We start from the raw sequence: 13,466 nt of genomic DNA, 5'->3' as shown, positions 1-13,466 counted from the left end.
AACCGCCGTGCGCGCGAACCGCGTCCTGCTCGGCGTCGTGGTGCTGGTGCTCACCGTGCTGTCGTTGATGCTCGTCAAGGGCGACGGGCCCGGCTCGGGCGAGATGCTTCTCGCCGTCACGAGGCAGAACGGCGTCAACTCCGGCGACCTGCCGATCATCGGCCTCTGGCTGGTCGGGGTGGGGTGCTGCGGCGCCCTGTGGCGACGCGACCGCTGAGTCCGGCGACCGTCCCACCGTCCGGTCGGCGCCGCGCCTGACGACGTCCCGAACTAGGGTGACCAGATCGACATACTCGTCGTGTTCGTGCAGATCCGGGCACGCGGCTACGATGACGGCTGCCGTGCCGCGAGCGCTTGTCCCCTTCGAGAGGCCCCATCCCGCATATGACCACCACGCATGCCGACTACCGGCTGAGCCAGCTCGACCAGCTGGAGGCGGAGTCGATCCACATCTTCCGTGAGGTCGCCGCAGAGTTCGAGAAGCCCGTCCTGATGTTCTCGGGCGGCAAGGACTCCATCGTGATGCTGCGCCTGGCCGAGAAGGCGTTCTACCCCGCGAAGATCCCGTTCCCCGTGCTGCAGATCGACACCGGGCTCGACTTCCCCGAGGTGCTCGACACCCGTGACAACTGGGTCGGCCGGCTGGGCGTCAAGCTCGTCGTGGCGAGCATCGACGACGCCATCGCCCAGGGCGTGGTGATCGACGACGGCAAGACCTCGCGCAACCGGATGCAGACCGCCACGCTGCTCAACGCCATCGAGGAGAACGGCTTCACCGCCGCCTTCGGTGGCGGTCGCCGCGACGAGGAGAAGGCCCGCGCCAAGGAGCGCGTCTACTCCCACCGCGACGAGTTCGGCCAGTGGGACCCCAAGATGCAGCGCCCCGAGCTCTGGAGCCTCTACAACGGCCGGATCCACGCGGGCGAGCACATGCGGATCTTCCCGATCAGCAACTGGACCGAGCTCGACATCTGGGACTACATCGGTCGCGAGGGCATCGAGATCCCGGACATCTACTTCTCCCACCAGCGCCGCGTCTTCGAGCGCGACGGCATGCTGATGAGCGAGACCCCGCTCAACCCCCTGCGTGCGGGCGAGACCGTCGAGGAGCGCACCGTCCGGTTCCGCACCTGCGGCGACATCTCGCTCACCGGCTGCGTCGAGTCGACGGCGTCGACCATCCCCGAGATCATCGCCGAGATCTCCATCGCCAAGCTCACCGAGCGGGGCGCGACCCGCGGTGACGACCGGTTCTCCGAAGCTGCCATGGAGGACCGGAAGAAGGAAGGGTACTTCTGATGTCCGAGACCAACGAGGGCGCGGCCAACGCGACCAACATGGACCTCCTGCGGTTCGCCACGGCCGGCTCGGTCGACGACGGCAAGTCGACCCTCATCGGTCGCCTGCTGCTCGACTCCAAGTCGATCTTCGCCGACCAGCTCGAGGCCGTCGAGGCCACCAGCGTGGCCAAGGGCTACGACTACACCGACCTGGCCCTGCTGACCGACGGGCTGCGCTCCGAGCGCGAGCAGGGCATCACCATCGACGTGGCCTACCGCTACTTCGCGACGCCCAACCGCAAGTTCATCATCGCCGACACCCCGGGCCACGTGCAGTACACCCGCAACATGGTCACCGGCGCCTCCACCGCCGACCTCGGCCTGGTGCTCGTCGACGCCCGCCAGGGCCTCACCGAGCAGTCCCGTCGGCACGCGGTGATCCTCTCCCTGCTGCGGGTCCCGCACCTCGTGCTGGCCGTCAACAAGATGGACCTCGTCGACTACTCGCAGGAGGTCTACGAGAGGATCCACGCCGAGTTCACGACGTTCGCGACCAAGCTGAACATCCCCGACCTCGAGGTCATCCCGATCTCGGCGCTGGCCGGCGACAACGTCGTGAACCGCTCCGAGAACATGAGCTGGTACTCCGGTCCCACGCTCATGCACCACCTCGAGCACGTGCACGTCGCCTCCGACCGCGACCTCGTCGACGTCCGCTTCCCGGTCCAGTACGTCGTCCGGCCGAAGTCCGACGAGCACCACGACTACCGCGGCTACGGCGGCCAGGTCGCCGGCGGCATCCTCAAGCCGGGCGACGAGGTCGTCGTCCTCCCCTCGGGCATGACCTCGACGATCGAGGGCATCGACCTGTTCGACCAGGAGGTCACCGAGGCGTTCCCGCCGATGTCGGTCACCGTCCGCCTGGCCGACGACGTCGACGTCTCGCGCGGCGACATGATCGCCCGCGTGAAGAACGCCCCCACGCCGTCCCAGGACATCGACGCGATGGTCTGCTGGATGACCACGACGCCGCTCAAGCCGCGGCAGAAGCTGGCCATCAAGCACACCACCCGCACGGCCCGCGCCCTGGTCAAGGACATCCAGTACCGCCTGGACGTCAACTCCCTGCACCGCGACCAGGAGACCAAGGAGCTCGGCGTCAACGAGATCGGTCGCGTCCAGCTGCGCACCACCGTGCCGCTGCTGTGCGACCCGTACTCGCAGAACCGCACCACGGGCTCGTTCATCCTGATCGACGAGGCCACCGGCATCACCGTCGGCGCCGGGATGATCAACAGCGGCGCCTGACCACGCACGTCACGACGAGGGGCCGGCCACACGATCGTGTGGCCGGCCCCTCGTCGTCGCGGCGGGAACGCCACCGACGTCGCTGACTCAGACCGGTGCGGGCTCCGCGGCGGCGAGGCAGTCGCGGCAGCTGCCGAAGACCGTGAGGTGGCCGACGTCGGCGACGAAGCCGAGCTCGTCGTCCAGCCGGTCGGTGAGCGCGCGCGCCACCTCGACGTCGACGGAGCGGACCGTGCCGCAGGCGCGGCACTTCAGGTGGAAGTGCTCGTGCCCGCCGACCGAGTGGTACGTCGGCGCACGGTCCGAGAGGTGCGCGTGCCGCACCAGGCCGAGGTCCTCCAGCACCTCCAGGGTGCGGTAGACGGTCGAGGCGTTGATCGACGACGCCGACCTCTTCACGTGGGCGAGGACCTCGTCGGGGGTGGCGTGCCCGAGCTCGTCGATCGCGCCGAGGATGAGCTCGCGCTGAGGGGTCAGCCGGTAGCCGCGACTCCGGAGCTCGGCCCGCCAGTCGCTGTCGGCGCGACCGTCGTCAGGCACGTTGCAGCCTGGCCCACAGGTGCGGCTGCAGCGGGTGTCCCTCCGCCTCCATGTCGTAGGCGTAGAGCAGGTCGCCCTCGACGTTGCCGTAGAGCCGGTGCCCGCCGACGACCTCCTTGGCGGTCTCGGTGAAGCTCACGCCCGCGGTCCGCAGCTCGACCTTGCCGGCCCCCGCGACGCCGTACCAGACCTCGCTGATGCCGGTGTTGTGCGCCAGCACGAGCTCGAGCTTGCCCTCCGGGAGGCAGCGCAGGAACCCGGTCTCCTGGGCGCCCTGTCGGATGGTCTCGCCGTTCTCGTCGATCACCCACGAGCGGGCGAAGTAGTGGAAGAAGGGGCGGCCGTCCTGCTGGAAGACGACCTCCTGCTTGTACTCGTAGGCGTCGATGGTCGGGTAGTCGCCGCGACCGTTGCCGTGCCAGGTGCCGAGCAGCCAGACGACGGGCCCGCAGTCGGGGTGGAGGTTCTCGGGGATCTGGAAGGGCATGGCGTCGAGTTTAGAGCGGCCGGGTCCCGAGCAGCACGCGCGCCTCGGCCGGCGTCATCGGACGACGCTGGGCCAGCGCGCCCATCGCGACCGCACGCTCGACGAGCTGGCTGTTGCGCTCGACCGGGACCCCGCGGCTGAGGGTCAGCACGTCCTCCATCCCCACGCGCAGGTGGCCGCCCTTGCTGAGGGCGGCCAGGCCCACGGCCAGCGTGCTGCGGCCGATGCCGGTGGCGCCCCACGAGGTGACGGCGGCGGGCAGCGCACGGACGGCGGCGACCAGCGCGTCCGTCGTCCCGGGCATGCCGCCGGGGACCCCCATGACGAGGTCGACGTGCACGCGACCGCCGTACGGCAGGCCGTAGGTCCTCAGCAGCCGCTCCAGGGAGGCGACGTGGCCGAGGTCGAACAGCTCGAACTCCGGCACGACCTCCCGCTCCTGGCTGAGCTGGTAGAGGTCGCAGATGAACGGCCAGGGGTTGGAGAAGACGTCGTCGCCGAAGTTGGTGGTGCCCATCGTCAGGCTGCAGGAGTCGGGCGCGGCGTCGAGCACCTTCAGGCGCGCGTCGAGCGGGTCGTGCACGGACCCACCGGTGGAGAGCTGGACGACGAGGTCGGTGCCCTCCCGGAGGGCCGCGACCGTCTCGCGCAGCCGCCCCTGGTCGAGCGTCGGCCGGTGCTCGTCGTCGCGGATGTGCACGTGCACCATCGCCGCGCCGGCGGCCTCGCACTCCTGCGCGGCGACCACGAGCTCCCCGAGCGTGGTCGGCAGCTGCGGGCAGTCGGCCTTGCTCGTCTCGGCACCGGTGGGGGCGACGGTGACGAGCAGGGCCTCAGGCGGGACGGCGTCGGTGGTCGGGCTGACAGGTGCGGCGGACATGGCTGGCATGCTGCCAGAACGGTTCAGCGCCGGCACCTCGCCCCGCGCGGCATCGCGGGCCCACAGATGGCGAGCTTCCACTCGACGGTGGTGGTGTAGCGCTTCGCTCCCACGTGGTAGTCGATGTGGGTCCCCGTGGCCATCGCGCCGCCGTCGTCGGCGGTGATCACCGTCAGCAGCTCGACGAGCGGCCACGTCCGATCGGGGTCCGTGTAGCCGTCGCAGGGCCGGTCGATGGAGACCGAGGACGCATCACCCAGGTCGACGACGTCGCCGTCGAGCGTGTGCGGCGCACCGACGGCGGACGCGACGGGCAGGATCTCGTGCCCCGTGCTCACGGGCGTCGGGATCGATCGGAGGTAGGTCCCGATCGCCGGCGGTCCGGCGGCGCTGCCCCAGTCGGTGGCCAGGTCCGCCGGGACGGTGTCGTAGCGGACGGCGTCGAGCTCGATGTCCTGGGACGGGTCGGCGCTGCACAGGAGCACGCCGAAGGTGACCGTCTTCGTCCGGCCCTCCCTCGCCGGCACGGCCGAGGTCGTGCCCGCGCCGGCCAGGGCTTCCAACGGGCCTCCGTCGTGGGCCGCGTCGCGGCCGGTCGTCGTCGAGCCACCCGACGGCGAGAGCTCGCCCGAGCAGGCCGCAGACACGGCGACGAGGAGTGCGACGAGGGCGAGGCACGCCCCACGCCGGCCGGTCACGCTACTTCCCCATGACGATCGAGGCGACCGCTGGATAGTCGTCCTTCCCGCACATCCGGCCACCGCCCGCGGGTATCCGGTAGACGAGCGCGTGCGAGGACTCGCCGTAGTTCTTGGTGACACCCAGGCTGACGCCGACGATCGCGGCCGCGCTGACGCCGTACGTCAGGGCGAACGGGCGTCCGTCGCTCCTGATCCGCTTCCACCCACCGCGGGCGACGGCGATGCAGCGCGTGAACTGGGGTCGGGAGGCGGCCTCCTTCGTCAGGCCGCCGGTCTCCTCGTCCGGCTCGTAGGTGAGGTAGTACTGGCAGCTCCCGTCGGTCGCCCGGTAGCGGTTGTCGATCGTGAGGTACTGGATCCTCGTGTTCCAGTGGACCTGGGAGGCCACACCGTCGGGGCGGGCACCCCATCCTCCGTCGGCGTGCATCATCTCCATCTTCTGGACCGGGTGGTTCGGCACCTTCATGGCCACCTGGTACTGGCCACCGCTCGAGCGCTCGACGAGGAGCCGCGCCTTCAGTCCCGGCGCGGGATAGGTCGACCCGATCCGCGTCTTGACCAGGTGGGAGTTGATCACCGTGGGGACGCAGGCCGCTGCCGACGTGCGGGCGGCCGGGACCACGGCATCGCCGGCGCGGGCCAGCGCCCCGAGCTGCACGACCTCCACTGCCGCGGCTCGCGACCGGGTGGCGGTGAGGTCCGTGTCTCCGCCCCAGCGGGCCGCACCACCGGCCGGCGACAGTCGAGCGGACGAGTGGTCGACGAAGAGCTCGCCGGAGCCCGACTCGGCGACGACCCTGAAGTCGAGCACGCCGTCCGCCTGCACGTACGCCGAGGACAGCTCCGAGGGGTCGGCGTGGACGGTGAACTCGTCACCGTCGACGGTGACGCACAGCTCGACCTCGGTGATCGCGTCACCGATCCCGGTCCGGGCGTCCGAGCGGGCGAACGCCCGCACGGCTGCCTCGGCCGGGACGAGACCGCGCGCGAGCTCCGGCCCCGGCGGTGAACCGTCGACACACGCCGCCGGTGTGGGTGTGGCCGACACCGCGGCGGGTGCCAGCGGTGTCGTGGACGCCGCGATGAAGGTTCCGACAGCTGCGGCAAGACAGGTGATCCGCATCTCTATTGCCCCTTTCCCGAGAGTTCAGGGATGACATCACGACGTCCCGGCAGGGTCAACGACTCCTCCACAGGCCCACCACACGGTGCTCGGCCGTGCGCGAGGATGGCCCCGTGCGAGCAGTCATCCAGCGGGTCGAACGGGCGTCGGTGAGCGTGGACGGCGTCGTCGTGGGCGCGATCAAGGAGCCGGGGCTGCTGGTCTACCTCGGCGTCACGCACGGCGACGCAGCGGCCGAGGTCGACTGGATCGCCCGCAAGACGTGGGGCCTGCGAATCCTGCGTGAGGAGAGGTCGGCCTCCGACGTCGGCGCCCCGCTGCTGGTGGTCAGCCAGTTCACGCTGTACGGCGACGCACGCAAGGGACGCCGTCCCACCTGGGAGGCCGCCGCACCCGGCCCGGTCAGCGAGCCGGCGTACGACGCCGTGTGCGACGCCCTCGTCGCGCTGGGTGCCCGGGTCGAGCGGGGCGTCTTCGGCGCGGACATGCGGGTCGAGTCGGTCAACGACGGACCGTTCACCGTCGTCCTCGAGCGCGACCCGACCGCACCCGCGCGCTGACCCGTCAGCGATAGGTGACGGGTCAGCGCAGGAACGACATCGACCCGTCACCCATAGGCGACGGGTCAGCGCAGCAACGACATCGACCCGTCACCCATAGGTGACGGGTCGACGGGCCGCGCGCGGCGGCGGGGTGGATCAGATGGCGACGGTGACCTCGGCGACGCTGCCGACGGCGGCGTGCACCAGGTTGTCGACCGGGGTCGCCTTCGGGGCCAGCGTCCGCAGGGTCCACTGACCCTCGCCCGCGAAGAAGCGGAAGTGACCGCTGGCCGAGGTGGGCACCTCGGCGGTGAACTCACCGGTCCGGTCGAGCAGGCGCACGTAGGCGTTGCCGACGGGCTCGCCCGCGCGGACGACCTGGCCCTGGATCACGGCCTCCTTGGCGACGTTGACGCCGTCGAGCGACAGACCGCCCTCGGTTGCTCCGCACATGTCAGGCCTCCCCGGGCTCGTCGCCGAGGGCGATCGGGACGCCGACCAGCGAGCCGTACTCGGTCCAGGAGCCGTCGTAGTTCTTGACGTTCTGGTGACCGAGCAGCTCCTTGAGCACGAACCAGGTCAGCGACGAGCGCTCACCGATGCGGCACAGGGCGATGGTGTCCTTCGAGCCGTCGAGGCCGACCTCGTCGTAGAGCTTCTTCAGGTCGTCGTCGGACTTGAAGGTGCCGTCGTCGTTGCAGTTCTTGCTCCACGGCACGTTGAGCGACGTCGGCACGTGGCCGGCGCGCTGCGACTGCTCCTGCGGGAGGTGCGCCGGGGCGAGGAGGCGGCCGGCGTACTCGTCGGGGCTGCGGACGTCGATCAGGTTCTGCACGCCGATCGCGGCGACCGCGTCGTCGCGGAAGGCGCGGATCGAGTGGTCCTGCTCCTGCGCGGTGTACGACGTCGCGGTACGCGCGGGCAGCTCGTCGGTGAGCTCACGGGAGTCGAGCTCCCACTTCTTGCGGCCGCCGTCCATGAGCTTGACGTCCTGGTGGCCGTAGAGCTTGAAGTACCAGTACGCGTAGGCGGCGAACCAGTTGTTGTTGCCGCCGTAGAGGACGACGGTGTCGTCGTTGCCGACACCCTTGCCCGACAGCAGCTCCTCGAACTGGGCCCTGTCGACGAAGTCGCGGCGCACCTGGTCCTGGAGCTCGGTCGACCAGTCGAGCTTGATCGCTCCCTGGATGTGGCCCTTGTCGTAGGCCGTGGTGTCCTCGTCGACCTCGACGATCACGACTCCGGGGGTGTCGAGGTTGTCCTCGACCCACTGGGTCGTGACGAGAGCGTTCTCGCGGGTCATGTCGGGTTGCCTTTCGGTTGGGTGCAGCGACGTGGTGCCGGCCGGCGGCCTGCGGGCACGGCGGAGATCCGGGGGTATGACGGACGGCGTCAGGCCGCGAGCACGGCGAGAAGGACAGCGCCCGTCAGGGCATCAGACACAGCGACGAGCGCGTGCGGCAGTGATCCACTGCCCTGCGCTTGGTCAGCCACGTCGTCGACACAACAGGAACAGTACGGACAACGCCCGATTCATTCCCCTCGGCGTCTCACGAAGCGGACAAGGCTTCCATCATGTGAGACGCAGGTCACCGGGACGGCGGCGCGACGCCGCCCGGGCGGGCCTGGGGCAGGACCGCCAGGACCTGGTCGCGCGTCGGCGCCCCCTCGGCGCGCACCACCTCGTGGCCGGCGGCGTCGAGGACCAGCGTGGTCGGCGTCCGCTCGATCCCGAGCCGGCGCGTCAGCTCCAGGTGCTGGTCGGCGTCGATCTCGACGTGCGCGACGCCGTCCGCACCCGAGGCGACGTCGGCCAGGACGCGCCGGGTCGCGCGGCACGGCGCGCAGAACGCCGAGCTGAGCTGCACCAGCGTCGCCCGCTCGCCGAGGAGGTCCGCCCAGGGTGTGCCGGCGAGCACCTGCCCGCTCATCCGCCGGCGAACGGCGGCAGGAACTCGACCGACGCACCGGGCGCGACGACGACGTCCGCGGGGTCCTGGGTCGAGACGGGACGGTCGCCGACCAGCACCGAGCAGACCTCCAGCACCTGCGGCAGCCGGCTCCCGGGGTGCGCGGCGACGACCCTGCCGAGGAGGTCGAGCAGGGTCACCGGGCCGTCGACCTCGAACGTGTCCGAGTCCACCCCGGCCGCCGACCGCGCCGAGGCCCAGTAACGCACCAGGATGATCTGAGTCTCAGTTCCGTCGACTTCACTGACTGTGTCGCTCACGTTTCGCTATTCTTCACCCCAGTAACAAGGCCGGAGCCCAGTGACGTGTTTCGGTCTCACCCGCGTTTCGTGTGGGAGGGACCCCCGTGAGCACACTTCTGCTGCTGACCAGTGCACTTCAGCCGTCAGCCGCTGTCCTGCCGGCGCTTGCGCTGCTCGGACACCAGGTCAAGATCCTGCCAGCCGAGGGCAGCGCGCTGCTCGAGGCACCCGAGTCCGACCTGCTCCTGGTCGACGGCCGGCAGGACCTCGCCGGCGCCCGCGACCTGTGCCGGCTGATCCGCACCACCGGCACCGACGTCCCGGTGCTCCTCGTCGTCACCGAGGGCGGCCTGTCCGTCGTCAGCCACGACTGGGGCATGGACGACGTCGTCCTGCACACCTGCGGGCCGGCCGAGCTCGAGGCCCGGATCAAGCTCGCGATCGGTCGGCTCACCGCCGTCCGCAACGCCGCCGACCCCGACGCCCACGTCATCCGCTCCGGCGAGGTCGTGGTCGACGAGGCCACCTACACCGCCAAGATCGGCGGCCGCCCGCTCGACCTGACCTTCAAGGAGTTCGAGCTCCTGAAGTTCCTGGCCCAGCACCCCGGCCGGGTCTTCAGCCGCCAGCAGCTGCTCCAGGAGGTGTGGGGCTACGACTACTTCGGCGGCACCCGCACCGTCGACGTCCACGTCCGACGCCTCCGCGCCAAGCTCGGCGTCGAGAACGAGACCCTCATCGGCACCGTCCGCAACGTCGGCTACCGCTTCGTCCTGCCGGCGAAGGAGAAGGACTCCGCCGCCGACGCCGCCCGCGTCTCCGGCCGCCAGCACGCCTGAGCCTCCCGCGGCCGGCCCCGTCGTCGGCCCCGAGCGGGTCGTGTGCCTGCGCACGGTCCCGACACCGGTCTGGGGCACACGACCCCACAGCTACGCCGACCCCGACGCCGACGCCGGACGTGGCCCGGTCACGAGGCGACGCCCGGGATCCGTCCCGGGACGCCGTACCCGACCAGGTCGATCGCCACCTCGTGCGGCTCGTGCCGCAGCTCGCGGGCGGAGCACCGGACGACGCAGCGCCAGCGCGGCACCGTGAGACGCCGCTGGCGCCGGATGTCGTCGTCGGCCACCCGCACGTCGAGGTGCCCCGGTCCCTCCACCTCGAGCACGACGGTGCCGCCGTCGGGGAGGTCCCACTCGCAGTCGGTCCGGCGCCGGCGTCCGTCCCGCTCCTCCCTCGGTGTCTGCCGAGCGGGCGCGGGCATGGCGAAGAGGCGGCACATCCGGGCCACGTCGATCTCGGCGCTGGAGTGGGCACCCGCGTCGATGACCGCGAGCGCCGCCCGGAAGTGGCGGGCCCTGCGAAGGGGGCGGAGCGCCTCCACCTCCTCGTACAGCCGCTGTGCGGTGGTGAGCCGCTGCGCCACTGCAGCGGCGAGCACGCCCTCAGCCGCCCTGGTCGTCGATGCGTGGTAGCCGGCCCACAGCAGCAGGGCCGGCTCGACGCGCGCCGTCGCGATGCCGGGCCGGGAGCCGATCATCAGCGGGAACGGTCGGCGGGACCGGAACAAGCGGATCCCGTTGGTCGGGTCGTAGCTCAGCTCGTCGTCGACGAGGACGGTGACCACCGGCCGCTCCCAGCCGGTCAGCCCGTGCTGGGCGGCCGCCGTCAGGCCGCCGAGCATGCTGCCCGGCCCGGCGTGCAGCACCCCGACCCACCGTCGCTGCCCGATCGTGAGAGCACCCGTCACGGTGCTGAGCACCCGCGGGGTGCGCACCGCCCAACGCCCGGCGACGACGTTCGCCCGGGCCGCGTCCCAGTCGATGCCGAGGGCGGTGAGCTGGCGCCGCGCCACGATGCTCTCCTGCGCGACGAGCAGCCGCTCGAGCCGGCCGCGGCGTGCACCGCGGAGGTCGTCGGAGGGCATGCGGGCACCCTGCACCCATCGACGAACCGGCGCCGGCGTCCTCCACAGGCCGGGTCAGGACGCCGCGCGCTCCGTCCGTCCCCGTGTCGGCCTCCGTGTCGGTCGTGTGCCTGACACCGGTCCCCCGACCGTGCTCAGGCACACGACCCCGACCGGGCCGGTCAGCGCAGCTTCGGCCGCACGTGCAGCCCGACCTCGGGGTCGACCAGCACCTCCTGGGCGGCGGCGATGCCGTCGACCAGCAGCTCGGCGTCGACCGCGGTGTTGCGCTTGAGCAGGCCCAGCGCGATCGGGCCGAGCTCGTGGTGGCGGGCCGAGGAGCCGACGGTGCCGATCTGCTTCTCGCCGAGCAGCACCGGGGAGCCGGCGGCGGGCAGCCGGTTCTCGGAGCCGTCGAGGTGCAGCAGCGTCAGCCGGCGCGGGGGCCGGCCGAGGGTGTGCACGCGGGCGACGGTCTCCTGGCCGCGGTAGCAGCCCTTGTCGAGGTGCACGGCCGGGCCGATCCAGCCGACCTCGTTGGGGATCGTGCGGTGGTCGGTGTCGAGGCCGAACCGCGGCTCACCGCGTGCGATGCGGAGCGCCTCGTAGGCCCACAGCCCGGCGGCGGGCTCGGTCGCGGCGGCGTACGTCGTGAGGTCGGCCCGCGGCACCAGCCGGTGCCCCGTGGCCGGGCGCCAGGTCAGCGCGAGGTCTGCGGTGACGTCGGTGATCTCGACGCGCATCATGAACTTCATCCGCTCGAGGAACTCCACGAGCGCGCCGGACGCGCCGGGCTCGGTCCAGACCGTGAGCGCCTCGCCGTCGTCGCGACCGCGGAGCTCGTGCTCGACGTGGCCCTGCGGGCTGAGCACCAGCGCCTGCGTCTCGACGCCCGGCGCGAGCTCGAGCAGGTGCTGGGTGGTGAGGCTGTGCAGCCAGGTCAGCCGGTCGGGACCCTCGATCCGCAGCACGTCGTGGTGCGACAGGTCGACGAACCCCTCCCCCGACTCGAGGACCCGCTGCTCGCCGTTGAACGAGCCGTAGTGGGCGGCGACCGGCGCGTCGACGCCGTTGCCGGCGACCGCTCCGGGCAGGGCGAGCAGGGGGCTGGTCATGTCGTCCACTCTGACAGAACGGCCGCCGGGCCCCCACGATTCCCGGCCCCCGCCGCAGCCGGGGCGGTCTCGTGACCGGCGGACGTCGTACGTCGCCCCGCCCGCGCGACGTCACTAGGGTGGACGGCGTGACCCGCCCCCTCGCCGTCAAGATCACCTGCGGGGTCGAGGCCCCCGAGCGCGCCAACCAGGGCCTGACCGTCGCCGGTGCGGCGGTCGCGGCCGGCGCCGAGGTGTCGCTCTGGCTCACCGGGGACGCCGTGTGGTTCGGGGTGCGTGGGCGCTGCCCCGACCTCGGGCTCGAGCACGCGACGCCGGCGGCCGACCTGGTCGAGGTCGTCCGGACCGGCGGCCGGATCACGGTCTGCTCGCAGTGCGCGGCGCGCCGCTCCCTCACCGAGGACGACCTCGTCGAGGGTGCCCGGATCGCGGGCGCGGCGTCGTTCACCGAGCTGGTCCTCCAGCCCGACGTCCAGGCGCTGGTCTACTGATGGCCGCCCCGCTGGACGTCGTCGCCGCTGTCCGTGCCGCCTGCGTCGAGGCCGACGGCCACGACCCGCTCGACGAGGCCGCCGACCTGGCGCTGCGTCACCGCGGTCTCGAGGGCGCCGACCTCTGGACCGAGCCGGACGGCTTCGCGCTCGTCCGCGACGGCGAGCTGACCCTGGCCGTCGCTCCCCCGGCCCGCGGTCACGGTGTCGGTGGTCGGCTCGCGCGAGCCGCCGAGCCTGCGGCCGCCACCCGCGCCTGGTCCCACGGCGACGCCCCCGCCGCCGCGCGGATCGCCGCCGACCTCGGCTTCGCCCGCACGCGCGAGCTCTGGGTGATGCGCCGCCGGACCTCGGAGGTCCTGCCCGCGCTCGACGAGCGTGCTGGTGTCGAGGTCCGCGGCTACGGCCACGGCGACGCCGCCGCCGTCCTCGAGGTCAACGCGACGGCGTTCGCGCACCACCCCGAGCAGGGCGGCCTGGACGCCGACGGGCTGGCCCAGCGGATGGCGGAGCCGTGGTTCGACCCCGCGGGCCTGCTCCTCGCCGTCGACACCGGGACCGGGACCCTGCTCGGCTTCCACTGGACCAAGCAGCACGACGCCTCGCTCGGCGAGGTGTACGTCGTCGCGATCGGCCCGGCCGCCCAGGGCCGCGGTCTCGGGAGGCTGCTCACGCTCGCCGGGCTGCACCACCTCGCCGGGCTCGGCGTCGCGGAGGTGCTGCTCTACGTCGAGTCCGACAACGCGCCGGCCGTCCACGTCTACGCCGGGCTCGGCTTCGAGCACGCCGCCACCGACACCCACGTGCAGTACACCCGCCCGGGGACGGCAGGGTCCTGACAACCGGCCTGACCGCCGTCCCGACCGCCGTCCCAGTCGACG

Annotated in this window: 18 protein-coding genes; 7 read left to right on the top strand and 11 right to left on the bottom strand. The window is 71.9% G+C overall.

All coding sequences use genetic code 11. From position 1 onward, the window contains the following. The first annotated feature begins 7 nt into the window (after positions 1 to 7). The 3 genes from E4623_RS12150 to E4623_RS12140 all read left to right on the top strand — a co-directional run bounded on the left by E4623_RS12150 (position 8) and on the right by E4623_RS12140 (position 2,588). The gene (locus E4623_RS12150; protein ID WP_134766791.1) at positions 8 to 217 is read left to right on the top strand and encodes a hypothetical protein; all 210 of its coding nucleotides are present in this window, start codon (positions 8 to 10) and stop codon (positions 215 to 217) included. 167 nt (positions 218 to 384) lie between these two features. Then, complete coding sequence (cysD, locus tag E4623_RS12145; RefSeq protein ID WP_134766790.1) at positions 385 to 1,299, top strand: sulfate adenylyltransferase subunit CysD; 915 nt, start codon at positions 385 to 387, stop codon at positions 1,297 to 1,299. Further along, complete coding sequence (locus E4623_RS12140) at positions 1,299 to 2,588, top strand: GTP-binding protein (protein ID WP_245155045.1); 1,290 nt, start codon at positions 1,299 to 1,301, stop codon at positions 2,586 to 2,588. Before cysD ends, E4623_RS12140 begins: the two co-directional genes overlap by 1 nt. A gap of 87 nt (positions 2,589 to 2,675) precedes the next feature. On the opposite strand, the gene E4623_RS12135 is transcribed toward E4623_RS12140, so the two are convergent. Genes E4623_RS12135 through E4623_RS12115 form a run of 5 tightly spaced genes read right to left on the bottom strand, consistent with a single transcriptional unit; the run spans position 2,676 to position 6,154 of the window. Beyond that, complete coding sequence (locus E4623_RS12135) at positions 2,676 to 3,128, bottom strand: Fur family transcriptional regulator (RefSeq protein WP_134766789.1); 453 nt, start codon at positions 3,126 to 3,128, stop codon at positions 2,676 to 2,678. Then, the gene (locus tag E4623_RS12130; protein WP_134766788.1) at positions 3,121 to 3,615 is read right to left on the bottom strand and encodes an FABP family protein; all 495 of its coding nucleotides are present in this window, start codon (positions 3,613 to 3,615) and stop codon (positions 3,121 to 3,123) included. Before E4623_RS12130 ends, E4623_RS12135 begins: the two co-directional genes overlap by 8 nt. A 10-nt stretch (positions 3,616 to 3,625) precedes the next feature. Further along, complete coding sequence (locus E4623_RS12125) at positions 3,626 to 4,495, bottom strand: 3-keto-5-aminohexanoate cleavage protein (protein WP_134766787.1); 870 nt, start codon at positions 4,493 to 4,495, stop codon at positions 3,626 to 3,628. A 23-nt stretch (positions 4,496 to 4,518) separates the two neighbouring features. Then, a complete protein-coding gene (locus E4623_RS12120; RefSeq protein ID WP_134766786.1) occupies positions 4,519 to 5,193 on the bottom strand; it encodes a hypothetical protein in 675 nt (224 codons plus the stop codon). 1 nt (position 5,194) lies between these two features. Further along, a complete protein-coding gene (locus tag E4623_RS12115) occupies positions 5,195 to 6,154 on the bottom strand; it encodes a hypothetical protein (RefSeq protein ID WP_134766785.1) in 960 nt (319 codons plus the stop codon). Between the two features lie 278 nt (positions 6,155 to 6,432). Here E4623_RS12115 and dtd point away from each other — a divergent pair, with 278 nt between their 5' ends. Next, entirely contained in the window at positions 6,433 to 6,879 is a 447-nt protein-coding gene (gene dtd, locus E4623_RS12110) for a D-aminoacyl-tRNA deacylase (protein ID WP_134766784.1), read from the top strand. Positions 6,880 to 7,017: 138 nt separating this feature from the next. Here dtd and E4623_RS12105 read toward each other — a convergent pair whose 3' ends face one another. The 4 genes from E4623_RS12105 to E4623_RS12090 all read right to left on the bottom strand — a co-directional run bounded on the left by E4623_RS12105 (position 7,018) and on the right by E4623_RS12090 (position 9,004). Beyond that, entirely contained in the window at positions 7,018 to 7,314 is a 297-nt protein-coding gene (locus E4623_RS12105) for a DUF1416 domain-containing protein (protein WP_134766783.1), read from the bottom strand. 1 nt (position 7,315) lies between these two features. Then, on the bottom strand, positions 7,316 to 8,164 hold the full coding sequence (locus tag E4623_RS12100) for a sulfurtransferase (protein ID WP_134766782.1): 849 nt from the start codon (positions 8,162 to 8,164) through the stop codon (positions 7,316 to 7,318). Positions 8,165 to 8,450: 286 nt separating this feature from the next. Further along, positions 8,451 to 8,792, bottom strand: coding sequence for a thioredoxin family protein (locus E4623_RS12095; protein ID WP_134766781.1), 342 nt, complete (start codon positions 8,790 to 8,792; stop codon positions 8,451 to 8,453). Further along, a complete protein-coding gene (locus tag E4623_RS12090; protein ID WP_245155044.1) occupies positions 8,789 to 9,004 on the bottom strand; it encodes a MoaD/ThiS family protein in 216 nt (71 codons plus the stop codon). Before E4623_RS12090 ends, E4623_RS12095 begins: the two co-directional genes overlap by 4 nt. 173 nt (positions 9,005 to 9,177) lie before the next feature. Here E4623_RS12090 and E4623_RS12085 point away from each other — a divergent pair, with 173 nt between their 5' ends. After that, on the top strand, positions 9,178 to 9,912 hold the full coding sequence (locus tag E4623_RS12085) for a response regulator transcription factor (protein WP_134766780.1): 735 nt from the start codon (positions 9,178 to 9,180) through the stop codon (positions 9,910 to 9,912). 128 nt (positions 9,913 to 10,040) lie between these two features. On the opposite strand, the gene E4623_RS12080 is transcribed toward E4623_RS12085, so the two are convergent. Together E4623_RS12080 and E4623_RS12075 are read right to left on the bottom strand one after the other, a co-directional pair. After that, positions 10,041 to 11,000, bottom strand: coding sequence for a hypothetical protein (locus tag E4623_RS12080; protein ID WP_134766779.1), 960 nt, complete (start codon positions 10,998 to 11,000; stop codon positions 10,041 to 10,043). A gap of 161 nt (positions 11,001 to 11,161) precedes the next feature. After that, positions 11,162 to 12,094, bottom strand: coding sequence for a folate-binding protein YgfZ (locus tag E4623_RS12075; RefSeq protein WP_134766778.1), 933 nt, complete (start codon positions 12,092 to 12,094; stop codon positions 11,162 to 11,164). 128 nt (positions 12,095 to 12,222) lie between these two features. Between E4623_RS12075 and E4623_RS12070 the strand changes: the two genes are divergently transcribed. Together E4623_RS12070 and mshD are read left to right on the top strand one after the other, a co-directional pair. Next, positions 12,223 to 12,585, top strand: a complete 363-nt coding sequence (locus E4623_RS12070) for a DsrE family protein (protein ID WP_134766777.1) — start codon at positions 12,223 to 12,225, stop codon at positions 12,583 to 12,585. Continuing rightward, positions 12,585 to 13,424 carry a mycothiol synthase gene (gene mshD, locus E4623_RS12065; RefSeq protein ID WP_134766776.1) on the top strand — a complete coding sequence of 280 codons (840 nt, stop codon included), beginning with the start codon at positions 12,585 to 12,587 and terminating at the stop codon, positions 13,422 to 13,424. The genes E4623_RS12070 and mshD overlap by 1 nt, the downstream gene beginning before the upstream one ends. The last annotated feature ends 42 nt before the right edge of the window (positions 13,425 to 13,466 follow it).

The organism is Nocardioides sp. 1609 (assembly GCF_004522105.1).
Lineage (GTDB): Bacteria > Actinomycetota > Actinomycetes > Propionibacteriales > Nocardioidaceae > Nocardioides.
This window is presented reverse-complemented; position numbering and strand designations above follow the sequence as displayed.

Excerpts from the sequence above, each read along its gene's own strand:
- cysD (WP_134766790.1), top strand. The coding sequence starts at position 385 with ATGACCACCACGCATGCCGACTACCGGCTGAGCCAGCTCGACCAGCTG.
- E4623_RS12140 (WP_245155045.1), top strand. The coding sequence starts at position 1,299 with ATGTCCGAGACCAACGAGGGCGCGGCCAACGCGACCAACATGGACCTC.
- E4623_RS12130 (WP_134766788.1), bottom strand. The coding sequence starts at position 3,615 with ATGCCCTTCCAGATCCCCGAGAACCTCCACCCCGACTGCGGGCCCGTC.
- E4623_RS12125 (WP_134766787.1), bottom strand. The coding sequence starts at position 4,495 with ATGTCCGCCGCACCTGTCAGCCCGACCACCGACGCCGTCCCGCCTGAG.
- E4623_RS12105 (WP_134766783.1), bottom strand. The coding sequence starts at position 7,314 with ATGTGCGGAGCAACCGAGGGCGGTCTGTCGCTCGACGGCGTCAACGTC.
- E4623_RS12100 (WP_134766782.1), bottom strand. The coding sequence starts at position 8,164 with ATGACCCGCGAGAACGCTCTCGTCACGACCCAGTGGGTCGAGGACAAC.
- E4623_RS12095 (WP_134766781.1), bottom strand. The coding sequence starts at position 8,792 with ATGAGCGGGCAGGTGCTCGCCGGCACACCCTGGGCGGACCTCCTCGGC.
- E4623_RS12080 (WP_134766779.1), bottom strand. The coding sequence starts at position 11,000 with ATGCCCTCCGACGACCTCCGCGGTGCACGCCGCGGCCGGCTCGAGCGG.
- E4623_RS12075 (WP_134766778.1), bottom strand. The coding sequence starts at position 12,094 with ATGACCAGCCCCCTGCTCGCCCTGCCCGGAGCGGTCGCCGGCAACGGC.
- mshD (WP_134766776.1), top strand. The coding sequence starts at position 12,585 with ATGGCCGCCCCGCTGGACGTCGTCGCCGCTGTCCGTGCCGCCTGCGTC.